Source organism: Arthrobacter sp. AB6 (genome assembly GCF_031844545.1).
Classification (GTDB): Bacteria; Actinomycetota; Actinomycetes; order Actinomycetales; family Micrococcaceae; genus Arthrobacter.
This window is the reverse complement of the sequence record NZ_JAUZVL010000010.1, coordinates 62,931-88,882: the sequence shown is the minus strand read 5'-3', so window position 1 is coordinate 88,882 and position 25,952 is coordinate 62,931. Positions and strand designations below refer to the sequence as shown.

Annotated in this window: 25 protein-coding genes; 13 read left to right on the top strand and 12 right to left on the bottom strand. The window is 64.0% G+C overall.

The annotated features are described in order from the left end of the window. Window positions 1–42 precede the first annotated feature (42 nt). The 4 genes from Q9R30_RS10300 to Q9R30_RS10285 all read left to right on the top strand — a co-directional run bounded on the left by Q9R30_RS10300 (window position 43) and on the right by Q9R30_RS10285 (window position 3,586). A complete protein-coding gene (locus Q9R30_RS10300; protein ID WP_311217534.1) occupies window positions 43–1,557 on the top strand; it encodes an MFS transporter in 1,515 nt (504 codons plus the stop codon). 185 nt (window positions 1,558–1,742) lie between these two features. Further along, on the top strand, window positions 1,743–2,528 hold the full coding sequence (locus tag Q9R30_RS10295; protein ID WP_311217533.1) for a hypothetical protein: 786 nt from the start codon (window positions 1,743–1,745) through the stop codon (window positions 2,526–2,528). A gap of 65 nt (window positions 2,529–2,593) precedes the next feature. After that, the gene (locus Q9R30_RS10290; RefSeq protein ID WP_311217532.1) at window positions 2,594–3,361 is read left to right on the top strand and encodes a type 1 glutamine amidotransferase domain-containing protein; all 768 of its coding nucleotides are present in this window, start codon (window positions 2,594–2,596) and stop codon (window positions 3,359–3,361) included. Window positions 3,362–3,460: 99 nt separating this feature from the next. Then, window positions 3,461–3,586, top strand: coding sequence for a hypothetical protein (locus tag Q9R30_RS10285; RefSeq protein WP_267895222.1), 126 nt, complete (start codon window positions 3,461–3,463; stop codon window positions 3,584–3,586). Between the two features lie 76 nt (window positions 3,587–3,662). Here the strand turns inward: Q9R30_RS10285 and Q9R30_RS10280 are convergent, their stop codons facing one another. Together Q9R30_RS10280 and Q9R30_RS10275 are read right to left on the bottom strand one after the other, a co-directional pair. Next, window positions 3,663–5,321, bottom strand: coding sequence for a thiamine pyrophosphate-binding protein (locus Q9R30_RS10280; protein ID WP_311217531.1), 1,659 nt, complete (start codon window positions 5,319–5,321; stop codon window positions 3,663–3,665). A gap of 116 nt (window positions 5,322–5,437) precedes the next feature. Further along, the gene (locus Q9R30_RS10275) at window positions 5,438–5,941 is read right to left on the bottom strand and encodes an Lrp/AsnC family transcriptional regulator (protein WP_311217530.1); all 504 of its coding nucleotides are present in this window, start codon (window positions 5,939–5,941) and stop codon (window positions 5,438–5,440) included. Window positions 5,942–6,034: 93 nt separating this feature from the next. Between Q9R30_RS10275 and hisC the strand changes: the two genes are divergently transcribed. The 3 genes from hisC to Q9R30_RS10260 all read left to right on the top strand — a co-directional run bounded on the left by hisC (window position 6,035) and on the right by Q9R30_RS10260 (window position 10,091). Continuing rightward, complete coding sequence (hisC, locus tag Q9R30_RS10270; protein ID WP_311217529.1) at window positions 6,035–7,126, top strand: histidinol-phosphate transaminase; 1,092 nt, start codon at window positions 6,035–6,037, stop codon at window positions 7,124–7,126. Between the two features lie 43 nt (window positions 7,127–7,169). Next, window positions 7,170–8,579, top strand: coding sequence for an amino acid permease (locus Q9R30_RS10265; protein ID WP_311217528.1), 1,410 nt, complete (start codon window positions 7,170–7,172; stop codon window positions 8,577–8,579). Window positions 8,580–8,987: 408 nt separating this feature from the next. Further along, window positions 8,988–10,091, top strand: a complete 1,104-nt coding sequence (locus Q9R30_RS10260) for a methyltransferase (RefSeq protein WP_396136719.1) — start codon at window positions 8,988–8,990, stop codon at window positions 10,089–10,091. A gap of 584 nt (window positions 10,092–10,675) precedes the next feature. Here the strand turns inward: Q9R30_RS10260 and Q9R30_RS10255 are convergent. The 9 genes from Q9R30_RS10255 to Q9R30_RS10215 all read right to left on the bottom strand — a co-directional run bounded on the left by Q9R30_RS10255 (window position 10,676) and on the right by Q9R30_RS10215 (window position 18,885). Then, a complete protein-coding gene (locus Q9R30_RS10255) occupies window positions 10,676–10,867 on the bottom strand; it encodes a hypothetical protein (protein WP_311217527.1) in 192 nt (63 codons plus the stop codon). A gap of 55 nt (window positions 10,868–10,922) precedes the next feature. Further along, on the bottom strand, window positions 10,923–11,831 hold the full coding sequence (locus Q9R30_RS10250) for a fumarylacetoacetate hydrolase family protein (RefSeq protein WP_104997049.1): 909 nt from the start codon (window positions 11,829–11,831) through the stop codon (window positions 10,923–10,925). Between the two features lie 24 nt (window positions 11,832–11,855). Continuing rightward, the gene (locus tag Q9R30_RS10245; protein WP_311217526.1) at window positions 11,856–12,575 is read right to left on the bottom strand and encodes a DUF4286 family protein; all 720 of its coding nucleotides are present in this window, start codon (window positions 12,573–12,575) and stop codon (window positions 11,856–11,858) included. Between the two features lie 217 nt (window positions 12,576–12,792). Beyond that, a complete protein-coding gene (locus Q9R30_RS10240) occupies window positions 12,793–14,010 on the bottom strand; it encodes a zinc-binding dehydrogenase (RefSeq protein WP_311217525.1) in 1,218 nt (405 codons plus the stop codon). Between the two features lie 128 nt (window positions 14,011–14,138). Continuing rightward, on the bottom strand, window positions 14,139–15,098 hold the full coding sequence (locus Q9R30_RS10235; protein WP_311217524.1) for a fumarylacetoacetate hydrolase family protein: 960 nt from the start codon (window positions 15,096–15,098) through the stop codon (window positions 14,139–14,141). An 8-nt stretch (window positions 15,099–15,106) separates the two neighbouring features. Continuing rightward, window positions 15,107–15,886 (bottom strand): ABC transporter ATP-binding protein, encoded by a 780-nt coding sequence (locus Q9R30_RS10230; RefSeq protein ID WP_311217523.1) that lies wholly within the window; start codon window positions 15,884–15,886, stop codon window positions 15,107–15,109. Window positions 15,887–15,915: 29 nt separating this feature from the next. Then, window positions 15,916–16,935 (bottom strand): ABC transporter substrate-binding protein, encoded by a 1,020-nt coding sequence (locus Q9R30_RS10225; RefSeq protein ID WP_158677182.1) that lies wholly within the window; start codon window positions 16,933–16,935, stop codon window positions 15,916–15,918. Between the two features lie 39 nt (window positions 16,936–16,974). After that, a complete protein-coding gene (locus tag Q9R30_RS10220) occupies window positions 16,975–17,739 on the bottom strand; it encodes an ABC transporter permease (RefSeq protein WP_158677183.1) in 765 nt (254 codons plus the stop codon). 129 nt (window positions 17,740–17,868) lie between these two features. Further along, window positions 17,869–18,885 carry an NAD(P)-dependent oxidoreductase gene (locus tag Q9R30_RS10215; RefSeq protein WP_104997056.1) on the bottom strand — a complete coding sequence of 339 codons (1,017 nt, stop codon included), beginning with the start codon at window positions 18,883–18,885 and terminating at the stop codon, window positions 17,869–17,871. Between the two features lie 159 nt (window positions 18,886–19,044). Between Q9R30_RS10215 and Q9R30_RS10210 the strand changes: the two genes are divergently transcribed. After that, a complete protein-coding gene (locus Q9R30_RS10210) occupies window positions 19,045–20,208 on the top strand; it encodes a helix-turn-helix domain-containing protein (protein WP_311217522.1) in 1,164 nt (387 codons plus the stop codon). Between the two features lie 38 nt (window positions 20,209–20,246). Here Q9R30_RS10210 and Q9R30_RS10205 read toward each other — a convergent pair whose 3' ends face one another. After that, entirely contained in the window at window positions 20,247–20,996 is a 750-nt protein-coding gene (locus tag Q9R30_RS10205) for an FCD domain-containing protein (RefSeq protein WP_311217521.1), read from the bottom strand. 96 nt (window positions 20,997–21,092) lie between these two features. Here Q9R30_RS10205 and Q9R30_RS10200 point away from each other — a divergent pair, with 96 nt between their 5' ends. The 5 genes from Q9R30_RS10200 to Q9R30_RS10180 all read left to right on the top strand — a co-directional run bounded on the left by Q9R30_RS10200 (window position 21,093) and on the right by Q9R30_RS10180 (window position 25,937). Continuing rightward, the gene (locus tag Q9R30_RS10200; RefSeq protein WP_311217520.1) at window positions 21,093–21,971 is read left to right on the top strand and encodes a carbon-nitrogen hydrolase family protein; all 879 of its coding nucleotides are present in this window, start codon (window positions 21,093–21,095) and stop codon (window positions 21,969–21,971) included. A gap of 9 nt (window positions 21,972–21,980) precedes the next feature. Further along, a complete protein-coding gene (locus Q9R30_RS10195; RefSeq protein WP_311217519.1) occupies window positions 21,981–23,330 on the top strand; it encodes an APC family permease in 1,350 nt (449 codons plus the stop codon). A gap of 55 nt (window positions 23,331–23,385) precedes the next feature. Next, window positions 23,386–24,165 carry a carbon-nitrogen hydrolase family protein gene (locus Q9R30_RS10190; RefSeq protein WP_311217518.1) on the top strand — a complete coding sequence of 260 codons (780 nt, stop codon included), beginning with the start codon at window positions 23,386–23,388 and terminating at the stop codon, window positions 24,163–24,165. Window positions 24,166–24,348: 183 nt separating this feature from the next. Then, on the top strand, window positions 24,349–25,521 hold the full coding sequence (locus Q9R30_RS10185; protein WP_311217517.1) for a PD-(D/E)XK nuclease family protein: 1,173 nt from the start codon (window positions 24,349–24,351) through the stop codon (window positions 25,519–25,521). Between the two features lie 170 nt (window positions 25,522–25,691). Beyond that, a complete protein-coding gene (locus Q9R30_RS10180; protein WP_311217516.1) occupies window positions 25,692–25,937 on the top strand; it encodes a hypothetical protein in 246 nt (81 codons plus the stop codon). The last annotated feature ends 15 nt before the right edge of the window (window positions 25,938–25,952 follow it).

Genomic DNA, 25,952 nt, shown 5'->3' with positions numbered 1-25,952 from the left:
ACGTATGCCCAGCCAAGCGAGCGAGGCGGCGGTGAGCGGGCCATGACAGAGCACAGAGGGCAGCAGCGGCGGTTGCAGGTATCCGACGTCAACGTCGTCAACCCCCGCACGCTGAAGAAGGCGCTCGGCGGGACCATCGTGGGCAACACGATGGAGTGGTACGACGTGGGCGTGTTCGGCTACCTCATCACCACCATGGGGCCGGTGTTCCTGCCTGAGGCGGACAGGGCCGTGCAGAACCTGTTCCTGCTGGGGACCTTCGGCGCCACCTTCATTGCCCGGCCGCTGGGCGGGATCTTCTTCGGCTGGCTGGGCGACAAGATCGGCCGGCAGAAGGTGCTGGCCATGACCCTGATGCTGATGGCCGTCGCGACGTTCGCCGTCGGCCTGCTTCCCGGGTACGCGGTGCTGGGCATCTGGGCGGCGGTGCTGCTGGTGGTCCTCAAGCTGGTGCAGGGCTTCTCCACCGGCGGCGAATACTCGGGTGCCACCACGTTTGTGTGCGAGCATTCGCCGGACCGCCGCCGGGGCTTCTACGTCAGCTTCCTGGACATGGGCAGCTATCTCGGTTTCGCGGCGGGCGGGCTGGTGGTGTCCCTCCTCCAGCTGGCGCTGGGCCAGGAGCAGATGGAGGCGTGGGGCTGGCGGATTCCCTTCCTGGTGGCCGGTCCGCTGGGCGCCGTGGCCGTCTATTTCCGGATGAAGATCGAAGAGTCGGCCGCCTTCAAGGCCACGCTGGAAGCCGAAGCCGTGGCAGCCAAGCACCCCGAGGCCGGGGAGGACCTCCGCCCGGTGGGCCCGGTCGGGATCCTGAAGGCGCACTGGCGGCCCATCCTGCTGGCCATGATCCTGGCGGCGGCAGCCAATACGGTGGCCTACGCGCTCACGTCTTATATGCCCACATACCTGACCAGCAACAAGGGGTACAGCGAGGTGGAGGGGACGCTGCTGACCATCCCGGTCCTGGTGGCCATGGCGCTGTGCATCCCGTTCACGGGGCTGCTTTCGGACCGGATCGGCCGCCGCCGCGTGCTGTGGATCGGGGCTTTCAGCACCGTGGTGTTCGCGGTGCCCGCGTTCCTGGCGATAGCGGCGGGCAGCCTCCCTATGACGTTGCTGGGCCTGGCCCTCATTGCTTTCCCGGTGGCGTTCTCGGTGCCGAACCTCGCCTCGGCGCTGCCGGCGCTGTTCCCCACCGAGCACCGCTATTCCGCCATGGGCATTGCCTACAACCTGGCGGTGGCCATCTTCGGCGGGACGGCACCGTTCATCATCGCGTCCCTCATCCAGCTGACCGGCGACGACATGGCGATTGCGTACTACCTCATGGCCGTGGCCGCGGTGGCTGCAGTGGCCATCCGGTTCCTGCCCGAGTCAGCCCGGCGGCACCTGCCCGGGTCCATGCCCAGCGTGGAGTCGGAGGAAGCCGCCCGGAAGCTGGTGGAGACCCAGGACAGCAACCCGCTGCTGGACGTGGACTCGCTGCCGTTCGAGAGCAGCTTCGAAATCGCGCGGGCGGAGCGCAAGGGCCGGCCCGGGAATCCGACGGCGAAGTGAAACGTGGACTGACGACGGCGGCACTTGCGTTGGTGCCGACAGCGTGATCTCGCCGACTAAAGGCCAGACCGTTTTGCCAGCCCTTCATACGCGTGGCACCCCCATCACGGGCGAGGGCGGGAGAACGTAGACTCGGCGTCATGTCAGCTCATGGGGGGATGCCGGCTCGGCACGCAGGAATATTCATGGCTGCGGCCGTTCTGGCCATGTCGCTGGCGGGGTGTGAGTACAGCGGCCCGGACGAGCCGCCGGCGCCTTCATCCCCACCGCCCGCAACGCCGTCGGCCGCGTCCTTCAAGGACAACGTCAACGAAGTGGCCCGTTTGCTCGAGGCTTCCCCCACGGACCCCGGCATGCCGTCGGAGGCTGAACCTGCCGGGAAGCTGTCCCTTGAGCTGGCGCCCGGAGACTACCTGGTCACCGGCGCCTGCGCAGGGGTTTACGGGGCCAAGCTCACTCTCATGAAGGCTGACGGCGTCCCGGAAGCGACCAGCTTCGAGTGCACCTCCACGCTGGACCGCTTTGTCAGGCACGACGGCGGGCCCCTCACCATCAGCGCGGTGCCGCCCACGGGCAGACCCGCCGCAACGGGCGTCAAGGTGCAGCCCAACCCTGACCGCAGGCTTTCGGAGCTCGAAGACCTTTCAGACTGGGCAGCACAGCAGCTGCAACCGCCTATGCCCGGAGAGCTGCGGGGAACCAGCAGCGGGAACACAACCACCACGGCCAGCCTGTCGGCCCCACCGGGCCAGTATGAACTGCACCTGGTCTGTGCCGGACTGCCGCAGGCTGAGCTGTCCGTCTCCACCTGGAAGGGTGCGGAAGTCCTCGCCCCCGTGCTGGTCCCTTGCGGCGGGAGCGTGTTCAAGGCGCCGGTGGTGCTGCCCACCGAGGGGGCCGACCTCAGGATCGGACCCGGTGGCCCGGACAGCCGGTTCGCTTACCGGCTCGTCCCCACAGGCCAGCCCTGAATCGCCTCCGGACGCCGCGGATCGGGCTGGGCGTAGGGTGGGGAGTTGGACGATAGGAGCATTTCATGAAGAAAATCCTCATGGTACTGACCAGCGTTTCCGAGATCGGCGATACGGGAGAGAAGACCGGCTACAACGTGGCCGAGGCTGCACACCCCTGGAAGGTGTTCAAGGATTCCGGGCATTTCGTCGACTTTGCATCCATCCAGGGCGGCCAGCCGCCGCGCGACGAGGTGGACACGAAAGATCCCATCCAGGTCGCCTTCACGGAGGATGAGACCACGCGCGCCGGCCTCTACAACACTGCCCGCGTCGACGTCGTGGATCCGGAACAGTACGACGCCGTCTATCTCGTGGGCGGCCACGGCACCATGTGGGACTTCCCGGACAGCGAAGGCCTGCAAAACCTGGTGGCCAGCGTTTACAACAACGGCGGTTTGGTGGGCGCTGTATGCCATGGACCGGCCGGCCTGCTGAACGTGGTACTGGAGAACGGGCTCCGCCTCGTCGAGGGCCGCAAGGTGGCCGCCTTCACCAACGACGAGGAGGTCGCTGCAGGCAAGGACAAGGTCATTCCGTTCTTCCTGGCAGACAGGCTTAAGGAGCAGGGCGCCACCCACGTCTTCGCTGATGTCTTTGCGGAAAAGGTTGTTGTTGACGACCGGCTGGTGACCGGCCAGAACCCGGCGTCCGCCGCCGGCGTGGCCAAGGAGATGGAGAAGCTTTTCGCAGTGGTCATCCACCAGGAAAAAGCAGAGGAACAGCACGACGCGGAGGCTCTCCGGGCCGAGAAGGACGCCGTCAAGGCGGCTGCCGCGGAAGCGGAGCAGTAGCACCCAGCAGGCACTAAAAACTCACGGCCACCCGGATGAACGGGTGGCCGTGAGTTGTCGTATGAGAGGCGACAAACGGGGGCAGCTTAGGCTTGGCCTATGTCTACTGATGATGAGAAGGACCCTCCCGTCCCCGCTGACGTTGAGGGCAAGATCCCGAAGAAGGTTCACGACAAGCCCGGTGCAGACGATGATAAGTCACGGGCCGAGGAGCCTCAGGGCTAACTAATCGCCGTGCATCCGACTGGGTGACCAACACCAGGTATCCGAGCCCACCCGCGATGTGGAGGGGACCTGGCCGCTACCCCGCCACCGCCGCCTTCGCTGCCTGGGAGGCCTTCATCCATTCGCTCAGCCACGGTGCCCGCACGGTGGAGGTGATCCGGCAGTCGGCCACGAAGGTTCCCTTAGCGCCGGCGTCGGTCCAGTCCTGCAGCGCGGACAGGTCGGCCAACGAGCGGATGATCGCCGACTCGGCGCCCAAAGCGCGGGCAATCCCGCTGAAGTCCACCTCGGGGATCAGCATGGGCTTTTCGGTCAGGCCCTGGGAGCCGTACTGGTGGATTTCGGCGCCGTAGGCGGCGTCGTTGTAGATCACCACGATGGCGCTGCGGGCCGCGGCAATCAGCGATTCAAGGTCGGAGAGGCCCATCAGGAAGCCGCCGTCGCCGGAGGCCAGCACCAGGGTGCGGCCGTCCTCCAGGGCACGGGCTGCTCCAACGGCGCTCGCCAGTCCCAGCCCGATGGACTGGTAGGCGGTGCCCACCATCACCAGGTCCTGGGGCCGCGGGATGTTCCAGTACATGGGCGCCCAGCCGACGAAGTGCCCGCCGTCCTGGACCACCGTGCGGCGCTCCGGCAGCACGGCGTCCAGCGCGGTGGCGAGGGCGCGCGGGTCCAGCCGGCCGTCCGGGGTTTCCGCGGAGCCCTGGTGGTGCCCCGGCCCCTCGGCCAGCCGACGGCGGGCTTCCGCGCGCCAGGCTTCCGCCGCGGTCCCACCGTCGAGCAGCGCCAGGAGACGCGAAGTCGCCACTTTCGCGTCCGCGCTGACGAACAGGTCCACCCGGGGGTGCGTGGGCTGCAGGCCGGCGTCGATCTGGATGACGGTGCTGTCCGGGCCCAGCAGGTGCCCGAAGCGCATGGTGAACGGGCTCAGACTGGCCCCGGCCACCAGGACCACGTCGGCCTCAGCCATGAGTCCGGCCGCGGTGTCCGTGCCGAAGCCGCCCGCGACGCCCAGGTACCCCTCGCCGTTGAGGAGGTTGAGCGCCAGGGCGGTTCCGGCCGTCAGTGCGCCGAGCCGGTCGGCGAGTTCGCGGAGGTCAGGGCCGGCACCGGCGAGGTGCGCGCCGCGGCCGGCGAGGATCAGCGGCCGCCTTGCCCCGGCGAGCAGGCGGGCTGCCTGCCCAAGTCCGCCGTCGGCGTCGTCCGTCACCTTCGGTGCCTGCGGCGCCGGAAGTACCTCGTCCGCCGCCTCGAGTGCCGCGAGGTCGTATGGGATGGCAAGCACGACGGCGGTGCGCCTGGTGAGTGCGTACTCCACCGCCTGCCGGGTGATGGCACCTGCGGCGTCGCGGGTGACGGTGAAGGTGGCCGCGCCGAGGCCGGCGGCGATGGCCGTTTGGTCCACGTCCCAGGGCCGGGCGCCGCTGGTGGGTGCATCCCCGGTGACCAGCACCACCGGGATCTGCGCCTGGACCGCCTCGGCCAGGGCGGTGAGCGCGTTGGTGTAGCCGGGACCGTAGGTGGTGGTGCCCGCAGCGAGCCGTCCCGACGTCCGGTAGTACGCGTCCGCCGCGGCGACGGCGGCGCCCTCATGCCGGACGGGGGAGAAGCGGAGGCCCTGCTTTTCCGCGGCGTCCAGGAAGTAGACGTTGCCGTTGCCCATCACGCCGAACACATCGCTGACATAGCTGCTGAGGACCTGCGCCACGCGGCCAGAGACGGTGAGAGTAGTCATGCAGGCATCGTGTGGCCTGCGTCTCATGTTTGCAATACCAACAGATTCTGCTGGGACTTTTGGCAGCAGGAGGCGCGAGCAGTGACAATCTGCCCACCTGTGGCCCGCCCAGCCCGTCAGTCCGAGGGGCGAGCTTCCAGCTCCGACAGCCGGCTGATGAGGCCGTCGTAGCGGGGCGGCATGAGTTCCAGGATGGAGATGGCCGTGCTGGTGCGCTGGACCCCTTCGATTTCCAGGATCTGGTTGGTGATGCGGTAGAGGTCGCCGGTGCCGCGGGCCACCACCTTGGCCACGAGGTCCGCATCCCCGGTGGTGGCATGAACCTCGATGACCTCCGGGATCGCCTCGAGCCCGCTCTCCACCGAGCCTGTCCGGGTCTGGCTGATCGAGAGGGAAAGGAAAGCCATCAGGTCGTATCCGAGCGCGGCGGGGTCCAGCCTGCGGCTGAACGAGCGGAGGGCGCCGCTGCGCTCCAGCCGCGCCAGCCGGGCATGGACGGTGTTGCGTGCGACGCCGAGTGTCCGGGAGAGTGCCAGGGCGCTGGCTTCGGGATCCTTGTCCAGGGCCAGGATGATCCTGCCGTCGAGGGAATCCAGGGTGCGAGAGTTCGCGATGGTCATATTTTCACCACACACAGTAGAAGTTGAGCAGAAGTCCCAATGGTTAGAGCGTATCTTGCTATGTGGCCCGGGTCACTCCCATGATCGGACCTCATGACCAGTAATCAGCTTGTGGCCGGTCCCGAGGCAGCGCTGCCCGCCCTTCGCGGCGCCGTCGCCGGCCTTCCGTCCTACGTGCCGGGCCGCCGCGGTGCCGGCGTGGACGTCGCGGCCCTCGCCAGCAATGAAAGCCACTACGACCCGCTGCCCGCAGCCGTCACCGCGGTGGCCGAAGCGGCCGGCAGGATGAACCGCTACCCGGACATGGCCGCCGTCGAACTCCGCGAACGGCTCGCCGCGCACCTGGGCGTCACCGCCGCAGAGGTGGCGGTGGGCCCCGGCAGCGTGGGCGTCCTCCAGCAGATCATCACCGGACTGTGCGACGCCGGCGATGAGGTGGTGTTCGCGTGGCGGTCCTTCGAGGCCTACCCCATCCTGGTGGAGCTGGCAGGCGCCCGGCCGGTCCGCATCCCCTTGGACGAGGCGGAGGGCCACGACCTTGAGGCCATGGCCGCGGCCGTCACTGACCGCACCAGGGTGATCCTGCTCTGCACGCCCAACAACCCCACCGGGGTGCCGATCAGCCACGACAGCATCGAGGCGTTCCTGCAGGCTGTGCCGTCCAGCGTCCTGGTGGTGATCGACGAGGCCTACGTTGAGTATGCCGAAGCGGGCCCCGATTCCCTGGCGCTCTACCGCCGGTACCCGAACGTCTGCATCCTGCGCACGTTCTCGAAGGCTTACGGCCTCGCCGGGCTGCGCGTGGGCTACGCCGTGGCGGCGCCGGCCATCGCCGAGGGGCTGCGCCGGACCGCCCTGCCCTTTTCCGTGAGCGCGCTGGCCCAGAAGGCGGCCGTCGCCTCGCTGGACGCGGGGGAGGAGATGGAAGCGCGGGTTGCCGCCGTCAGGCAGGAGCGCGCACGGATGGCCGCGGAACTGGCGGCCCAGGGCTGGAGACTGCAGCCGAGCCAGGGCAACTTCCTGTGGATCCGTGCCGATGAATCCCTCCTTGCCAGGCTGTTGGAGGCGTTCGACGGCGCGGGCATCCTGGTCCGGGCGTACCAGGGCGACGGCGTGCGGATCACCGTGGCCGATCCCGCCTCCAACGACCGCGTGCTCCGGATCCTTGAAGCCCACGCAGCCTGAAGTTTTATCCCCAACAGTTCCACCTACAACCAGAGGAATCCCCATGGAACAACAGACAAAGACGTCTGCGCGCGCCCTCGGCGCCGCCCTCAAACCCCGCCAGCTCACCATGATGGGGCTCGGAAGCGCCATCGGCGCGGGTCTCTTCATCGGCTCCGGCGCAGGCATCCAGGCTGCCGGCCCGGCGGTGCTGATCTCCTACCTCGTGGCCGGCACCCTCATCATCCTGGTGATGTGGGCCCTCGGCGAGATGGCCGCGGCCAACCCGGACAGCGGCGCCTTCTCCGTCTACACCGCCAAGGCCTACGGTCCGGTGGCCGGCGCCACCGTCGGGTGGCTTTGGTGGCTGCAGCTGGTGGTGGTCATTGCCGCCGAAGCGCTCGGTGCGGCGGGCCTGCTGGCGACCATCTTCCCGGCGCTGCCGGTGTGGCTGATGGCCTTCGTGTTCATCGTGGTGCTGACCGCCGTGAACCTGACCAGCGTGAAGAACTTCGGCGAGTTCGAGTTCTGGTTTGCGCTGCTCAAGGTGGCGGCGATTGTCGGGTTCCTCTTGGTGGGCTTTGCGCTGCTGTTCGGCTGGCTGCCGGGTGTGCAGTCGCCGGGCCTTTCCAACTTCATGGGCGACGGCTTCGCGACCAACGGATTCGCCGGGATTGCCACGGCACTGTTCGTGGTGGCGTTCGCGTTCGGCGGCACCGAGATTGTGTCCGTGGCCGCAGCCGAGACCGCAGAGCCGGCCCGCAGCGTGAAGAAAGCCGTCCGCACCGTGCTGTGGCGCATCCTGGTGTTCTACATCGGTGCCATCTTCATCATCGCTGCGGTGGTTCCCGTGGGTTCGGCGGGGCTGAAGAGCCCGTTCGCCGCCGTGCTGGAGGCCGCCGGCATGCCCGGTGCGGCCACCGCCATCACCCTGGTGGCCGTCGCGGCGCTGCTCTCCGCGCTCAACGCCAACCTCTACGGCGCCTCCCGGATGGCGTACTCCCTGGCTGAGCGGGGCGAAGCGCCGCGGCTGCTTGCTTCCGTGTCCAAGGGGCGGGTTCCGGTGGCCGCGGTGCTGGCGAGCGTTGCCTTCGGCGTTGTCACGGTGGTGCTGGAGCTGGTTTTCCCCGAGATGGTGCTGGGCGTCCTGCTCAACATCGTGGGCTCCACCTGCCTGCTGGTGTGGACGTCCGCGCTCCTGGCCCAGCTCGCGCTGCGCCTTCGTGCCGACCGCGAGGGTACGGAGCTTCCCCTGCGGATGCCCGGCTTCCCCTGGCTCACCGTGCTTGGCCTGGTCATCCTCGCGGCGATCTTCACGGTGGGCTTCATCGGCGAGGATTCCCGTCCCCAGCTCCTGAGCACGTTCGCGCTCGTCGCGCTGCTGGCGGTTGGGTGCTGGGTGAACCAGCGGAACCGTAAAGTTGCGCCTGTTGAAGCGTCGGAGGACGCCAAGCAGCCGGTGCTCGTCGACTGAATAATCCGCTTGGCCCCGTTTGCGGGTTCAGAGCCCACGAAGGGCGCGTCCGGCTTTGGCCGGGCGCGCCTTTCTGTACCGACCGGAGATGTGGGGAATACGTACCTGGCGGGGAGTGTCGGTCTGTCCCCGGATGAGCGACGGCGGCCACAGCACACCTGTATCCTGAGTATCTAGTTCAAGGGCCCCGGCGGCCATCGACCAAGCCCGGCGCGCAGCCGGATGAGGGGTCTGGAAGCTGGGCAGCAGCCTTGGACGTCGTCGAACCGCCGCCGCAATCGTCACCCCGGCCGGCTCCTGAATTTTCGGAATGGATCCTTCATCAGCATTGACCCGCCAGCACCCGCGGTAATCCCGACGCCGGTCCCCAATCCCGTGCGCGCTGCTTCGGCGGATGAGCCTGCCGTTGTGACCTGGGTTGAGGCCGGGACCAGCATGACCCTGCGCTGGCGGTCGGCAAACGGCAGGCCGGCGCCGGCGCGGGCCGACATGGTGGACGATTCCCTTACGGCCGATGAGGCGTACCGGATGGCGTCACAGGGGATCGCGATGCTCTGGCGCGGTGACTTCCATAACGGGCGGCAGCTCCTCAACGCCCTGGACAGGCGGGTAGGCGGCGGTAAGAAAAGGACCTCCGGAACCGGTGCCGAGAGGTTCTACCGGCACCGCCAGTACGCCTCGCACCGTGCACGCATTCTCGGTCTGCTGCTGATTCCCATTAATCCGGGCCCGGTGGTGCCGCTGCGCCGCGCCCCGGACATCCGGGAGGCCGCAGCCGAGGCGTACGGTGGCATAACCGAACCGTCCGTGGTGTCCCTGCATGAGCTGGTCGGGGCCATTGGCGCCCACGAGTGGCGACGGAACGGCGTCTACGTCGATGCCCTGCAGGGCCGCATCCACCCGCACTATGGCACGTTCTTCCCCACCCGGAGCGAGTATGTGGATCTCGTGGCGGCCGCCGCGCTGCCTACTGAGACGCTGGCGTTCGACGTCGGAACCGGCACCGGGGTGCTCGCTGCCGTCCTCGCCCGCCGCGGCGTCCGCCGCGTGGTGGCGACGGACAATGAGCCCCGCGCCGTCGCATGCGCCGCCGAGAATTTCCGGAACCTCGGTGTCGCGGACCGTGCCGAGGCGGTCCTGACCGACATGTTCCCGCCGGGCCGGGCGCCGCTGATCGTGTGCAACCCGCCCTGGATCCCGGCCACGCCGCATTCCAGCCTGGACAGCGCGGTCTACGACCCCGGGAGCAGGATGCTGTTCCGCTTCCTGAACGGACTGCCCGACCATCTGGAGCCCGGCGGTGAGGGCTGGCTTGTCCTCTCCGACCTGGCCGAGCACCTTGGCCTGCGCTCGCGTGAGGATCTGCTGGCCGCCATCGGTGCTGCAGGGCTGAAAGTGGTGGAGCGGCTCGACACGAAGCCAACGCACCCGAAGGCGTCGGACCGCGACGATCCCCTGTTCGAGGCGCGCGCGGCCGAGGTCACGTCCCTCTGGCGGCTGGTTCGCCGTTAGCCCTAAAAAATTTTGTAAGACCGCAGAATGCTTGCGGCCGAGGTTGCGTTCCTGGGGTGGCAGAAAATGGAAACACCAAGCGAAAACTGCGACGACGAAGTGCCCGGTTTGCGGCCACGAATCATGGCGCATTATCTACGGCATGGTCATGCCCGACGCAGTGAGCAGGACCCCAAAGCCGAATTTGCCGGCTGCGTAATCGTCCCCGAAGAGCGCTTCTACCCTGCCACGGGCAAAGTTGAAAGCGGCATAGCCAAATGGGCGTGCCAGAAACCCGAGTGCTGCCATCGTTGGTGATGAAGCCGCACCAACATATCTAGCCCGCTACCGGAGCCTTCGCGGCCCGCGGGGCGTAAATTCACTAGCCAAGGGCCCGGACGCTGGACGTGATCCGGCAGCCGGCCACGAACGTTCCCCGGGCGCCGGCGTCGGTCCAATACATGGGTGCCCAGCCGATGAAGCCCCGGCCACCAGGGCCACGTCGGCGTAGGCCATGAGCCCGGCCGCGGGTCCGTGCCGAAGCCGCCGCGACGCCGAGGTGCCCCTCGCCCTCGTGGAGGTTGAGCGCCAGGCGGTGCCGGCAGTCAGCGCGCCGAGGCGGTCGGCGAGCTCGTGGAGTTCCGGCCTAGCTCCGGCCAGATGCTCTCCCCGGCGAGCAGGCGGGCAACCTGCCCAAGGCCGAGGTCGACGTCGTTCGCCGCCTTTGGTGCGTCCCGCGCCGGAAGTTCCTCGTCCGCCGCCTCGAGCGCTGGCCGGGTGCGCCCTTCGTCATGCACCTTTGCCGGGCATGCCGTGGGGCCTCCAGCCCAGGAAGGCCGCCGCAGCCTGTGGCTACCTCGCCGCTGCTCCGGAGGTGGCCTCCTCGGCTTCATCGCGGATTTTCTTAGGCGTTTCCTCGTTGACGGGGCTGACGAACTTGTGAATCATCGAGCCGATTCCCTCGATGGTCGTCGTGAGTACGTCCCCCTCCGAAAGATAGATCTGCGGAGACCGCCCAAGCCCTACGCCCTCTGGCGTACCTGTGAAGATCACGTCGCCCGGATAGAGGGTTACGATCTTGGACAGGTAGGAGACAAGCTGCGGAACCGAGAAGACCAGGTCCGAAGTCCGGGAATCCTGTACCGATTCCTCACCCTTGAGGCAGCTCACCCGCAGGTCATCCGGGTTCTCGAATTCATCCGTGGTCACAAGCCAAGGGCCTATGGGAGCGTACTTTTCGAACGACTTGCCCATGCTGAACTGCGGTGAGGTACCTTCCAGTTGCACCTGGCGATCCGAAATGTCCTGCCCTGCAGTCAGGCCAGCCACATGTTGCCACGCGTCTGCTTCGGATACATTCCTTGCCTCCGCCCCTATGACTGCGACCAGCTCAACCTCCCAGTCGACGGAGTTGCCGGATAGCTCGATCGTTCCGGACGGGCCCGTTATGGCGCTGGGGAACTTCGTGAAGACCATCGGGACGGAAGGCACTGGCAGGCCAGATTCCTTGGCATGGTTTACGTAGTTCAGACCAATAGCAAAAACTTGGCGGGGGCGAGGCACTGGTGAACCGAGGGCGTCAAAGTCGAACGGGGCCGACGACGAGAGGTCGGCAGTGCGCGCCCAGCCGACGAATGCTTCCCATTCGTCATACACAGACTGCGGATCGGGGCCGAAACGTCCACCGCTCGCAGCCGCAACATCCACGGCCCCTTCCCCGGTGACGATAGTGAGTCGGTTGGTAACGTTTGCGATGCGCACTTATGTTCCTCCTGGTTATTGGTCTTAGGCTGCAATGTTTGCTGCGGCGCGAAGTTCGTAGAGCAACTGGAACTCCCCGCCGGAGCCTATCGTCTTCGGATCGATCCCGGACCCTTCGATTCCCTTGCCGAATTCCTTGATTACGCGCTCTGCATCGACGCCTGTTTGCAGTTCGGCGAGAATTGTCCAAGACGCGGGCAGTGCGCTGGCGGTTGCGCGGCCTTCCCGGGTTGAATCTTTCGCGGAGCTCACTGCGGCGTCTGGTTCCATCAGGCACGCGGTGTGTACAAGGTGTCCTGCGATCACACCCGGCAGCAGCGTATCTGCGATCAGCGTCCGCAACGGTTGTTCGTGGCGACGCTCGGGCGAAAGCTCGATCGCCAGTACGCGGCTGGAGGAACCGAAACCGCGCTGTACGCTGATGACGCAGGCTGCCCGCCGGAACTGCCGGAAGGTGGGGATAACGCGTTGGGTCAGTTCGGTCGGGTTGTTGAGCCGGTGAAGGTATTCCGGCGAATTCAATACCGAGAGGTCAGCTGTCTCATACACGGTGAGGTAGTTTGCTTCCGCTGAATCGGGTTGGTCAGTTGCTATGAAACGGCGGGCGCGCATAAAACCCGGTGTTGAAACCCGTTCCGGCACATGTTGGTAGTTGTACCAGTCATCGAATGTGGGTACGTCGCTGCGCCCGACCGTGATCCAGTTGACCAAGGCCGCCGCGCCCGACAGTGATTGAAAATGCACGGATAGTTCCTTTCTGAGGCCCGGCTATCTTGTCCGTGGTGGACAGGGGATCAGCAGCTGGGACGTGTCTTTGGCAGTGCCAGGATCGGCGGGACGCGAAGGCGGCGGCCGGGTTGGCTCGGTCGCTGCGGCCAAGCGTGAGGCGGCGATGCAGTTGCTGATCCGGCGGATTTCTGCGTACCCGGCCCGCTCGCTACCAGTCGTGGCGGTTGATTAGCTAGAGAGCATTGGCCCTTGTGAGGTTTTCAAGCTGATGCGAGCCTTCGTCCGGTGTCCATGGCGTCAGCTGTTCCGGGCAGACGATTGCCCTGCCATGGATTTCGCCCTTTTCCATTGCCGTGAAGGCCTTTTGCACGTCAGCGAGCGGATACTTGCGGGTCACGACCTGATCCAGTGCATACCCTCCGGTCTTGGCCATGTCTACTACGAGCGGCAGATCGCTTCGGGTTCGTGCGCCGAAGGAACCCACGATTGACTGTCCTCTCCGGACGAGGGGCGTAATCGGAACCGAAGCGGTCTGGGCACCCGCAGCGATCCCCACAGCCACCATTCGTCCCCCCTCGCTGAGAAGGAAAATGGCTTGGGCAAAAGTCGCCGGGTGACCTAGTGCTTCGAACGCAACGTTTGCACCTCTCCCTCCCGTCAGCCGCCGTACCGCTTCTACGGCATCCTCTTTGCCTGAGTTGATGATGAAGTCAGCCCCCAAGGACTTCGCTGCTGCAAGTTTGGCGTCGCTTATGTCGATTGCGATGATGGGAGCGGCGCCGGCAAATTTTGCGACTTGGATGAGGCTCGATCCGACCCCGCCAACAGCAACGATGGCGACGGATTCCCCGGCCTCAAGCCGGGCAGCGCGGGTGACTGCCCCGAATGCGGTGAAAGCCGCGCAGCCCAGGACGGCGGCCTCTTCCAGCGGAAGCTCATCAGGCACCGAGGCTAGAGCTGAAAGCGGCACGACTGCATATTCAGCCATGCCGGCCATTGAGTACATGGAGAGGCGGCTGTTGTCAGAGCGGCGAAGTCTGGAGGTCCCGTCGAACAGGTTTCCGTGCAGCCGGTTCTCCTGGAAGAACAGTTCGCACAGGTCGTCGCGCCCCTTGCTGCATGAGTCGCACTTGGTGCATGGCATGATGAATGCCCCGACCACCCGGTCTCCCACAGCTCTTTCCGAGTGGAAGGTACCTTCGCCGATTGCAACGATGGTTCCGCTGATTTCATGGCCGAGCACGGCCGGCGAGGGAAACGCCACTTCGCCCTTCATCACGTGCAGGTCGCTATGGCAGACCCCGCAGGCCGCAATCTTGACCAGGGCTTCGTCCTTTTGCGGTTCCGGGGTAGGAATCGACTCTACGTTGAGCCTGGCCCCTTCGCCGTCCCACACGGCCGCCTTCATCGTGGCCGGAATGACCGGCCCTTGTGGTTCTTCCTTGATCATTTGCAATCCCTGTCTGGTTAATGCGGTGCTAGGCCGCGGCAAAGCTGCGGTCGGAGTTTGGGGGCTTCGGTCTTCTCACCGCCTGGGTTTGTCAGCCGGACCCGGTAAGCGGGAACTCACGCTCCGGCTCACCGCTGGCCCAAAGTATGGAGGGAATCGGCCAAGCCTTTCGACGTGCCCGAGGCCTTCACTTTGCGGCTTCCGTCCGCGGTAATTACCTTGTTGGTGAGTACGCCAATGCCCTCGATTGATACTTCGACGACGTCGCCAGCGTGAAGGAATGCAGCCGGGTGTCGTGTAAAGCCCACTCCCGCTGGTGTTCCAGTGATGATGACGTCTCCGGGTGCGAGCGGCCAAACGGATGAGACATGCCGCACGATGTCCACGACACCGAAAATCATGTGGCTGGTTGATGAGTCCTGGCGTCGCTTCTGGTTTACAGACAGCGAGATCTTGAGATCCTCCGCGCACCCGAGTTCGTCGGCGGTCACCATAAGCGGTCCCATGGGACCGAAGCTCGGAAAGGATTTCGCCGCCATCCATTGGCTTGTCCGCCGCTGCCAGTCCCGGGCCGTCACGTCATTCATGATCGTGTAACCGGCGATGGCATTCCGCGCTTCATCGACATCGGCATGGAATGCCGGCTGTCCGACGACGATTGCGAGTTCTGCCTCATAGTCCACTTCCTGTGATGCTTCAGGCAGGATGATGTCACGCCCGGGCCCCACAATGCAGGATGGGTGCTTAGCGAAGACGACGGGTTCGGATGGGCGAGGTGAACCGGTTTCGGCGGCATGATCCTCATAGTTGAGGCCAATTCCGATCAGGGATCCGGGGCTTGGTACCGGTGCGAGAATCTCCACCTCCGCTGCAGGCAACCAGTCTTCGGGCCTGGATCCAGCCGCCAGCTCGCTTAAGCGGCCCTTCCAATATGTCCAGTCCTGTAAAACGTCGCGCATACTCACAGCACAGGTCATGTCCTCGGCAGCGGCCCACGAGGTTACCGGCAGCACCTTGGAACCGTCAGCGCTTTCCCGGACTATGGCAAGTGCAGCAAATCCGGACTGATCGTAGGAAATGAGCTTCATGTCATTTCCTACGAAGGATTCTTCACGGCCAACAGGCGGCGGATCTCGCGGCTGACATGATCCACTTCGGGATGGTCCTCGTCGTCCAGCCGCCGGGGTCGGTCGCGATTGAGCTCGAACTCGGCGAGGATGCGTCCGGGCCTTCCTGAAAGGACGATGACCCGGTCTGAAAGCAAAGTGGCTTCCGCGATTGAGTGGGTGATGAAGAGAACGGTGGGACGTCGTTCAATCCACAGCGCTTGCAGGTCGTAGCACATCTGTTCGCGGGTGAGGGCGTCAAGGGCTCCGAAGGGCTCGTCCATGATGATAAGGGGAGGTTCATGCAGAAGCGCCCGGCAGATGCCGACCCTCTGTTGCATGCCGCCGGAAAGCTCATGTGGGCGGTGATTTTCGAATCCGGAAAGGCCCACCTGGGCGAGCAGAGCCTTGGCTTTCGCGGTGGCCTCCTCTTTGGGCATGTCCCTCATCTCGGCTTGCAGGAGCACGTTGGAGATGATCGTCCGCCAGTCCATTAGGAGCGGATTCTGGAAAACGATCCCCAGATCTGAGTGGGGCTTCGTGACCGTGATTCCTCCGACTCGGACGCTGCCGGACGAGGGGCGGATGAGCCCGGCCACTGCCTTAAGGAGCGTCGATTTACCGCATCCGCTGGGCCCCACGACGGATACGAACTCCCCGGCCTTGATCTGCATCTTAATCGGTTCCAAGGCCCTTACGGTCTTGCTGCCCGATTGGTACTCGATCGACAGGTCCTGGATATCGATCGGTGTCCCTGCGCTGCGCTTCATGTTCACTGCCCCTGGCGTTACCGTGTGGCTCATTGTGCGTGCTCATTGGTGTAGTAGAGATCGAGCGGCTTTTCCTGAAGGCCCGTGTTTTCGACAAGAATTTTTTGGGTTTCTTTCCAGTCTGATTCTTCCGTCACGCATGCAGGCTTCCCCTCGGTGGCCTTTGTGTGCAGCAGCGGGATAGTGGCCTCGATCTGCTTCAATGCCAGCTCCCTATCGAAGCGCGGCACACCTTTTACAAAGTGGTCGGCTGCCTTCGCTGGGTTCGCCACCACGAAATCGACAGACTCCTGCGTTGCTTTGATGAAGCGGTCGAGAAGCTCCTTGTTCTGGCTAGCCCAGCTCGTGTTGGTCACGATCGCCATGCTGAGCGTGTCCACGCCAAGTTTCGAGAACGAGAGATAGTCCATGTCTTTGCCCGAACTCTGCTCGACTGCGGGGAGCTGCAGGGTGTAGTAGCCGAGAAAAGCATCCGAGGCTCCTGTCAGTACCGAGTTCTGCTTCGCTGCAGGGTCGGACAGGCCCACCAATTTCACGTCGTCCTTGGACATACCGTTCTTCGCGAGGACTGCCGGAAATATTTGCGACAGCGAGTCGCCGGGCGTCACAGCCACCGTTTTTCCCGCCAAATCCCGGATCGATGAGATGCCCGCGCCGGCCGGGAAAATGGCAGACATGGGGTTGCGCTGTGCCAGAACGCAGGCTGACTTGACGGGTAGCCCCTTGCCCACGCCACCCATCATTGTCCCTGCATCGACGAGACCTACCGGGTCGCTGCCGGATGCCACCAACTGCAATGTCGAGGCAGATCCTGTTCCTTCTTGCGGCTGGAGTTCAATGCCGTGCTTGGCATAAATGCCTTCGACCATTCCGGCAAAAAACCATGGATGGTCGGCCGCTTCAAATGTCCAGTTCAGGCGGATTGGCAGCTTGTCCAATCCCTTGGCCTCGGATCCGGACGGGTTTGAAGCCGGGGTGGCGCAGCCGCTCAAAGCCATAATGGCCGATGCTGCCAAGGCGGTGAACGTAACTTTTTTTCGTGCTTTCACGAGAACTCTCCGATGGGTTCTAGGGAATAAGGACTGTGGTTAGAGAGCAGGTCCGGTGGTGACCGCTGTCTCGGCGCGCTGGGATACGTGCCAGGGAATAGCAAGGCGTTCGATCAACGTCACCGTGTAGTAAACGATCAGACCGAGGACTGTGAGGATGACGATGGCCGCAAACAGCAAGGGCGTGTCCAGGTTGGCGTTCGCCCGCAATAGCAGGTAGCCGAGACCCTCCGTGGCTCCGACGAACTCCCCGACCACTGCTCCGACGACTGCCAACGTTATGGCAACCTTCAACCCGGAAAACAAGTGGGGTAAGGCGGCCGGGAGGCGTACCTTCGTGAAAATAGACCACTTGCCGCCACCCATCGACCTGACCATGCTGGCCATCTCGGGGCTGGAAGAGCGCAGGCCGGTCATAGTGTCAAGCAGGATCGGAAAGAAGCAGATCAAGAACGTGACCAGTACTTTGGGCACGATGCCGAAGCCGAACCAGACGACGAAGAGCGGAGCCAGCGCAATCTTCGGTACGGTCTGTAGCAGAACAAGGAACGGATAGACGATCGTCTCGAACCACTTGAACGAGACGATCAGCATGGCCACGGGAACGCTAATGAGTACGGCGAGTATGAATCCGGTAAGGACCTCGAATGTGGTCACCAGCGTTGCATTCCACAGATCTGCCCGTTCGGTCCAAAGAGTGTTTGCCACTTCCGTGGGCAAAGGCAGGATGTACGTGGGGACTTTCAACGATGTCACCAGGACTTGCCAAAGAAGAACGGCGGCGATTCCTACCACCACAGGCATGATCCAAGTCCGATGTTTACCCCAGGCCGCTGCAGCACGGCGTGTTCCGACAGGTCTGGATGCAGGCCGGGGTTGCCTGTCCGTAACGCTCAATGTCATTTGATTGCTTCCTGGCTTGTCGCGTCTGGGCTAGAACTGTCCATTGCGCTGTTGGAATTTTGTTGGTTTTCCTATCGTGGGTCCCTGCGCCTGTGTCCACTCAGATACTCGCTCGATCATCTGATGCAGAGTCACGGAGGGATAGCCGAACTCTCCCTGTAGTGCCGTTCCGTCCATGACATAGGCGGTTTCGTTTTCCTGGCCCTCGAAGGTCACTTCCTTGCCGAACCGCCGCCCGAATTGTTCGGCCAACCACCGGACAGAGACAATTTCCGGTCCTGTGATGTTCAGCTTCCGGGGAGGAGTCGAGGCAAGGTTCAGGCTGCGGATGGCATATTCGGCAACATCGCGCTGCCAGATAACGCTGGCATGGCTCATCTCCAGGCTTACCGGCTTCGAATCGAAAACCGTCTGGGCGATTTCCTGGAGGACCCCGTACCGGGTTTCGATCGAGTAACCGAGCCGGAAGATAAGCAGCGGGGTCTCATTCTTGAGGGCGAAGTGTTCGAATACCCGCTCCCGTCCCACGCAAGAAGCGGCGTATTCGCCGAGAGGACCTGGCGCGTCGGACTCTGTCGACCCGCCGTGGCGCACATCGGCCATGGGGTAGGTCAGGAGTGTCGAGAAGGCCACGATCCTGGAGTCCCGAAACTTTTGGGCGACACGGCCCGGAAGGTACGAATTCATCATCCAGGTGAAGTGCTCGTTGCCCGTCGTCCCGAATTTGGCGCCGGCCATGTAAATGACATTTTTGGTGTCCGGCAGGGAGTCCAGTTGCTGGTCGTCGGTGAGATCCACTGCCAAAGTCCTGACTCCATGAGAGTCAAGGAGGGTTCGGGTTTCGGGGTCCGAGAAACGGGCGATCCCGAAAACTTCCTTATTCAGGCCGGCCTTATCAATTGCCCGTTTCGCCATGATGGCGACGCTGGGGCCGACCTTTCCTCCGACGCCGAGTACCGCAATGTCTCCTTCTAGGGAGGCGATGTCCTGGATCAGTTCTTCGGAAGGCGTCGTCAGATCGGATTCAATGTCGAGAGGAAAGTTCATATTTTCTCCTTGCGGGTTCACGCACGTCGTCGTGCGTTGCTCCAATGCTGACATGTGGGAAAGACCCAAAGAAGAGGGCAAACCCCCACCGTTGGGCGCTATCATATTGTGATGGTTTCACAATCAGGGGCCCGCAGGTATGATCCGGACATTGCACGCTTGACGTCCGAAGTGGTGGACCTGATCTGGAACGAACTGCCCGGGTACTCGGCCGATATGTTGCAAAAGCCGGATCTGATCAGGTCTGTGGAACGCTACGTTAGGCTCACCATCAACGTGCTGCGACGCGGCGAAGCGCCCACATTCGGCGAGCTTGCGATAGAGAGTGATCTCGGAAGCCGGCGTGCGAAGCAGAATGTCCCATTGGAATCGGTCATTCTGGCGTTCCGCGTGACTGAACGGGTCCTCCTGCTGGATGTCTTGTCGGACCGCCATCGGTGGCCGCTAAAGTTGACCCGGCATTATGCGGATCTGGTAATTGACACCTTCGACCGACTTTCCCAGCACACGGTCAATTCATATCGTGAGACCTACTCCGTGCTGGAGTCGCTGCATGAACGCGCGCAGAGCGACTTGATGGATGCGCTCATAAGCGGTATCGCGCTTCATCCCGCGCAATTGTCGACGTGGGCGCAGATGCTTTCGGTGGAGCCCGGCCGCCCATACCTGGCGGTGGCCATAGCGACCGAGGGAGAAAAGGACCCTTTGAAGGCGCTTCGCCTGCGGACCAGGTTCACGCTTGCCCTGCAGCCGTCCGCTGTGGGGCCGGTCCTGTTCGGAGGAACCTCGGCAGCGCAAGTCGGCTTATTTTCTCCCGCTGGCCCGGTTGCCAGAGTGCTCGAAAATTTAAAGTCGACCATCGCAGGGCTTCACTGGGACGGGCGCCTCATCGTCGGTGTCGGCACTGTCGGCGAGGATCTCGCAAGTGCTGGCTCTTCTTGTCTTGAAGCCCTGTCGGCCGCGGATGTGGGCATGCGCCAAGAGCGGCGGCAAGCCGTAGTCACTTATGAAGCTGTCTTGGTCGACTCTTTGCTATTGGACCGGGCTAAGACCTCCGATGCTTTGATGGCCACCCGATTGCGGCCGCTGGAAGACCACCCGCATCTGCTGGAGACACTCCAGGCCTTGGTAGACAATGACTTCTCTCAATCCAAAACTGCGAGGAGCCTCTTTGTGCACATCAACACAGTGGCCCACCGACTGAAGAAGATACAGACTTTGACCGGGTACGATCCGCTACGGCTAAATGACCTGTTGGAACTTGCCCTGGCTATTCGCTACCGCAATCTGACGCGAGGGGATACGGCAGGCGCGGATCACTGAGCTGGCGAGAAGACCTTTTTATTAGTCGGGAGAGGCCTCTAATGAGCCGCCTTCTTTAGTCCCATGAACATCGTCCGGTGCAGGATGTCCACGTGCTTCCGGGCCACCTCCACGGCGTCCTGGACATCTCCGGCGCGGAGGCCTGCCACCAGGGCGATGTGGTCCTGGTTGGACTTGTGCAGCTTATCGATAGGGTAGGGGATGAAGTAGTCGTAGAGCTCGGCGAGCGTCTCGTGATAGACGTCGACGGCGGTGCCCATCCCTGACGCTGTCCCCACCAGTTGGTGGAACCGCTCGTCCGCCTGATGGTAGACGGACCAGTCGGTGGCCTCAGCCATATCCCGGGTCAGCCGCTCCAGCTCATCCAGCTGTTCTGCAGTGGCGTTGACCGCCGCGTAGTGCGTCACGGCGCATTCAAACAAAAGCCGCCGGTCCACCAGCCGGTTCACCGCCTGGGATTCGGCGGGGGATGCCGACAGTGAGGCCAGAACATCAGTCGGCGGCGCATCCGCCACGAACGTCCCGCCGGCCCGGCCGCGCCGGCGCACCACCACGCCCTGCTCCGCCAGGCTTGCCAATGCGCGGCGGGCGGTGATCGGACTGACCGAAAGGCCCAGGGCAACGTCCTCCTGGTCCGGCAGCCGCTCGCCCGGTTTCAGCAGCCCCAGAGATATCGCCATGCCGATCCGCATCCGCACGGCGTCCATGGCACTCCGGCGCTCCATGCCGGGCATCCTGCCGGCGCCGAGGGGCGGGGGCTCGACGGTGTCCTCCAGCTGACGGGTCATATCCGCTACTTTACGGCCCACGCCGGCCCCCTTCCCTTTATTGGATCATTCTGATCTAATAAAACCCGGATCACACCCCAACGCGGAGAAAAACCCATGCAACGCATCCTTCCCCTCGTCGCGGCCCAAGCAAGGCCCCGGCTCATCGGCGAGCCCGTCTCGGCCTTCGCCGATGAGGTCAAAGCAGCCCTCGAAGCCCAGCTGCACAGCAAGCTGGTGGTCTTCCCCGAGCTGCACCTCTTCGGAGATGAAAACCCCGACCTGCAGCGCACGGAAATCCTTCAAGAATCTGCCGAGCCGCTGGACGGACCACGGGTCAAAGAACTCAAACAGCTGGCGAAGGACCTCAACATCTGGCTGGTCCCCGGCAGCGTCTGCGAACGCGGCCCGGAAGAGCAGCTCTTCAACACCCAGCTGGTCCTGTCCCCGGAGGGGGAGCTCGCCGGCTACTACCGGAAAATCTTCCCCTGGCGCCCGTTCGAGCCCTACGATCCCGGTGACAAGTTCACCACCGTGGACCTGCCCGGCATCGGCAGGGTGGGCCTGAACATCTGCTACGACGCCTGGTACCCGGAGGTGTCCCGCCAGCTCGCCTGGATGGGCGCCGAGGTGATCCTCAACGTCGTCAAAACCACCACCCCGGACCGCAAGCAGGAGCTGGTTTTGGCCAAGGCCAACGCCATCGTCAACCAGGTCTTTATGGTCAGCGTCAACTGCGCCGGCCCCACCGGCCAGGGCAAAAGCATCATCGTGGACCCGGAGGGCAACACCCTCGCCGAGGCTCTCGAGGATCAACCGCAGCTGCTCACCGCGGAACTGGACCTGGCCGCCGTCGAGCGCGTCCGCACCCATGGCACAGAGAACCTCAACCGCCCCTGGTCGCAGTTCCGCGAGGGGGAGCCCGCCGTCGAACTTCCTGTCTACCAAGGCCGCATCAACCCGGCCACCTGGACACCGCCGTCCTACAAGCCCTAAGGAAACACCGTGACAACCACCCTCACCCGCACGCTGAAGCTGCCCTCGCTGGTCCTGTTCGGGCTGGCGTACCTGACCCCGATCATCGTCCTGGGGATCTTCGGCATCATCGCCGAAACCACCGGCGGCGCCGCGCCCGCCGCGTACCTCGTGGCGCTCGTGGCCATGCTGTTCACCGCGCACAGCTACGGCCGGATGGCCGTCGCCTACCCCGTGGCCGGCTCCGCCTACACCTACGTCCGCCGGTCGATCGATTCCCGCGTCGGGTTCCTGGTGGGCTGGGCCGTGCTGCTCGACTACCTGTTCCTGCCCATGGTCATCTGGCTCATCGGCGGCTCCTACCTGAGCGCGCAGTTCCCGGGCATCCCAATCGGCGTCTGGATTGTGGGCTTCATTGTCATTACCACGCTGCTGAACATCCTGGGCATCAAGGTTGCGGACAAGGCCAACTATGTGCTGATGGCGTTCCAGCTGCTGGTCCTCGTGTTCTTCGTGGCGCTGGCCATCGGCAATGTGGTGTCCGCCAACGGCGCCGGGGGACTGGCCAGCGGGCAGCCGTTCTTCAACGACACCGCCAGCTTCGCCACCATCTCGGCCGGCGCCGCCATCGCCGCCTATTCGTTCCTGGGGTTCGACGCCGTCACCACCCTCACCGAGGAAACCATCGACCCGCGCCGGACCGTGCCGCGCGCCATCATGCTCGTGGCCCTGATCGGCGGCGGCATCTTCGTGGCCGTCTCCTACGTGACCCAGCTCGTCCACCCCGGCGGGGTGTTCGAGGATTCGGCGTCCGGGGCCAGCTCCATCGCCCTGCAGATCGGCGGGCAGCTGTTCGGTGCCGTGTTCCTGGCCGGCCTGGTGGTGGCGCAGTTCGCCTCCGGCCTCGCCGCGCAGGCCAGCGCCTCCCGCCTGCTGTACGCGATGGGCCGCGACTCCGTCCTGCCCAAGGCGGTCTTCGGCCGGCTCAGCGAGAAGTTCCACACCCCGGTGGCGAACCTGGTGATCACCGGCGTCGTGGGCCTGATTGCGATCTTCCTGGACGTGGCGACGTCGACGTCGTTCATCAACTTTGGTGCCTTCACCGCCTTCACGCTGGTGAACGCCGCGGTGGTGTTCCACTATGTGCGCCAGTGCCGGGCCGGGCAGCAGCTGAACCCGGTGTCTTACGTGGTGGTCCCGGTGATCGGCGCCGTCATCTGCGCCTATCTGCTCTCCCGGCTGGACAGCAACGCCATTACGCTGGGACTGTCCTGGCTGGTGCTGGGCGTGATTGTCCTGGCCCTGATCACGCGGGGCTTCAAGGCGGCGCCGCCGGAGATGGCGGCGACCGAGAAGGCAACGGTCGAGGCGGCTGCCTGAGTCCGTTTCGTTTGTAGTTTGTAGTGTGGCCGGTGGGCCGAGGGAAGGAACTCTTGTGCGGATAGCGCTGGGGCAGCTGGAGTCGGGCGCCGACATCCGGGCCAACATCGCCGCGATCGACAGGTTCGCCGCCGAGGCAGCGCACGACGGCGCCGCGTTGATCGCATTCCCGGAGTACGCCACCTACGAGAAGAAGAAGGTGGACGCGACCTTCCCCGCGGTGGCCGAGCCGCTGGACGGCCGCGTCTGCCGGGAGCTCGCTGACATCGCCCGCCGCCACCGCATCGCGCTGGTGGCGGGCGTGGTGGAGACCTCGGAGGAGTCGGGCAGGGCATACAACACGCTGGTGGCTTTCGGGCCCGACGGCGGCCGGCTGGCTTCCTACCGAAAGATCCACCTTTTCGACGCGCAGGGCTTCGGGGAGTCGGAGTTCATCAAGCCTGGCCCGTCTACCGCGCCGGTGGTGTTCGAGCACGGGGGAGTGCGGTTCGGGCTGATGACCTGCTACGACCTGCGGTTCCCCGAGCTGGCCCGGTCGCTGGCCGACGCCGGCGCGCAGGTTCTGCTGGTCTGCTCGTCCTGGGTGCCGGGCTTGCACAAGACGGAGCAGTGGCTGGCGCTGAACGCGGCCCGGGCGATCGAGAACAGCGTGTACGTGGCAGGCGTGTGCCAGGCGCCGCCGGTGTCCGTGGGCCGGAGCGTGCTGGTGGACCCAATGGGTGTTGTGGAAGCGGACCTTGGGCTGGATCCCCGGGTGCGGACGGTGGAAGTTTCGCTGGAGACGGTGGAGCGGGTGCGGGAGTCGTTTCCGATGTTCCGGCAGCGGCGGCTGTAGGGCGGCTGGGTGCCAGAGCTTCACGAAGGCGAAGGCCCCCTGCATCCCATCACGCGGTTGTAACGGGCGGCACGGGCAGGTTTCACGTGGACCTCGACCACCAGGAGGCAGTGCTGTTTTAGTCTTTAGCCAGTGGCCTCGTCTTCCATTTGGCCCTAACGTCGATGCTAGGGGGACGATGTCTTGTCAGATGACTTGGTAACTGGGCTCCTGCCAGTGCTGGGCAGGTCCCTCAAACTGGGTTTTAACATCTTTGACGTCATGCATCACGGACTCCACGAGAAGCAGATCTCGAATGTATTCAGATGGTTGTTGGACCCCGAGCAGACGCACAACCTGGGCGACCGTTTTCTGCGGATCTTTATCGACGAGTTGAACCGGGTTTCGATGGGGAGCGAACCCCTCCCGCATGGCAGCTACTTGGTGCGTCAGGAGGTGGACACCTCGGTGGGCGGGGCGGGAGCGGACATCGCCGACCTTGTCCTTGAGAGCGAAGATGCGGTCATCGTCATCGAGAACTACTTCACCTCTGACGGTCATGGTCACAGTTACAGCGGTTACCTGGCGTTCAGCGTCCGGGACGGCAAGCGTGGCGTCGTCGCTCTTTTGTGTCGCGATGAGGATGTGTCCCTGCAGACCCTGGGGTGGGAGGACGCCGCGGTCCTCACGTATGGCAAGTTAGCTGAGGGACTGCTGGAACACGTCGGTGGCGACAGGGCTTATCAGCGGAAAAATCCCGATGCCTATGCGTTCATCGAGCAGTTGCACCGTAAGTTCGTTAGGGGAAGGGGTCGCGTGGGTGATCAGGAAGTGCTCAACTTCGTTGTTGCCATGTGTAACACCGGAGAGGTTCGCAGGTACCAATTGCAGCCCCAAGATGTAGCCGCTGAACGCTTTGCTGAAGATCTTGCCGTTCAGGCGAAGGAACGGTTTGGCGAGGGCCGCGACCTCCTTCAGCGAGCCAAGGGTCGCCTCAGTGCCTTCAGTGAGGGACCGCTCAGACGCCAACTCAACGCGACGCGCGGTGAGGGGTTTGTGCAGGGAGTCAACGCGAGATTCGCGGGGATATACCAGTGGACGATCAACATCGACGTGAAAGATGAATCGAACGACTTGGGCCAGTCGCGGCTCCAACTCAAGTTCGGGCCGTCAGCGTGGTTCGCCAACGAACAGGATCCGAGCTGGACCCGGACCGTCGATTCGAGCCAAGCGGACTACTCGCGATTGTTCCTTACGTGGCCCGGCGTCAAAGAAGTCCGTCAGTCGACCGTGACTATCCATGACGTGCTTGATGGCCTCGAACCCGCCGACCTTAGGCTCCACGACGAGATTAGTGGGTTCCTCAGCGGAAACTGAAGGCTGTCGGACGGGGGTGATTTCGGCTTGTGAAAATTTTCGGTGAGATACAACACACACCGCTAAGCTGCTGACGGCCAAAGGGAAGTTCTTGGGTTACAAAAAACGCTTATCCATAGGAAATTCTTGTAACTTGTCAGAATGTCCGTCACTGCGGCTAGGTTTCCGCTATGACCGAAAAGGGAAAAGCAAGGAAATCAGCTGTGACAAGCCGCTGCCCGGTGTGCGGGCACGAATCCTGGCGCATCATCTACGGAATGGTTATGCCTGACGTCATCGAGCAATATCCGAAAGCGGAATTTGCCGGCTGCGTCATTGTGCCCGAAGACCGCTTCTACTTTGCTACCGGCAAAGTTGAAAGTGGCATAGCCAAGTGGGCTTGCCAAAATGACGAGTGCCGCCACCGCTGGTGGTAGACGGCACTCGTCACT

Excerpts from the sequence above, each read along its gene's own strand:
- Q9R30_RS10300 (WP_311217534.1), top strand. The coding sequence starts at position 43 with ATGACAGAGCACAGAGGGCAGCAGCGGCGGTTGCAGGTATCCGACGTC.
- Q9R30_RS10295 (WP_311217533.1), top strand. The coding sequence starts at position 1,743 with ATGGCTGCGGCCGTTCTGGCCATGTCGCTGGCGGGGTGTGAGTACAGC.
- Q9R30_RS10290 (WP_311217532.1), top strand. The coding sequence starts at position 2,594 with ATGAAGAAAATCCTCATGGTACTGACCAGCGTTTCCGAGATCGGCGAT.
- Q9R30_RS10285 (WP_267895222.1), top strand. The coding sequence starts at position 3,461 with ATGTCTACTGATGATGAGAAGGACCCTCCCGTCCCCGCTGACGTTGAG.
- Q9R30_RS10280 (WP_311217531.1), bottom strand. The coding sequence starts at position 5,321 with ATGACTACTCTCACCGTCTCTGGCCGCGTGGCGCAGGTCCTCAGCAGC.
- Q9R30_RS10275 (WP_311217530.1), bottom strand. The coding sequence starts at position 5,941 with ATGACCATCGCGAACTCTCGCACCCTGGATTCCCTCGACGGCAGGATC.
- hisC (WP_311217529.1), top strand. The coding sequence starts at position 6,035 with ATGACCAGTAATCAGCTTGTGGCCGGTCCCGAGGCAGCGCTGCCCGCC.
- Q9R30_RS10265 (WP_311217528.1), top strand. The coding sequence starts at position 7,170 with ATGGAACAACAGACAAAGACGTCTGCGCGCGCCCTCGGCGCCGCCCTC.
- Q9R30_RS10240 (WP_311217525.1), bottom strand. The coding sequence starts at position 14,010 with ATGATCAAGGAAGAACCACAAGGGCCGGTCATTCCGGCCACGATGAAG.
- Q9R30_RS10235 (WP_311217524.1), bottom strand. The coding sequence starts at position 15,098 with ATGAAGCTCATTTCCTACGATCAGTCCGGATTTGCTGCACTTGCCATA.
- Q9R30_RS10230 (WP_311217523.1), bottom strand. The coding sequence starts at position 15,886 with ATGAAGCGCAGCGCAGGGACACCGATCGATATCCAGGACCTGTCGATC.
- Q9R30_RS10220 (WP_158677183.1), bottom strand. The coding sequence starts at position 17,739 with ATGCCTGTGGTGGTAGGAATCGCCGCCGTTCTTCTTTGGCAAGTCCTG.
- Q9R30_RS10215 (WP_104997056.1), bottom strand. The coding sequence starts at position 18,885 with ATGAACTTTCCTCTCGACATTGAATCCGATCTGACGACGCCTTCCGAA.
- Q9R30_RS10205 (WP_311217521.1), bottom strand. The coding sequence starts at position 20,996 with ATGACCCGTCAGCTGGAGGACACCGTCGAGCCCCCGCCCCTCGGCGCC.
- Q9R30_RS10200 (WP_311217520.1), top strand. The coding sequence starts at position 21,093 with ATGCAACGCATCCTTCCCCTCGTCGCGGCCCAAGCAAGGCCCCGGCTC.
- Q9R30_RS10180 (WP_311217516.1), top strand. The coding sequence starts at position 25,692 with ATGACCGAAAAGGGAAAAGCAAGGAAATCAGCTGTGACAAGCCGCTGC.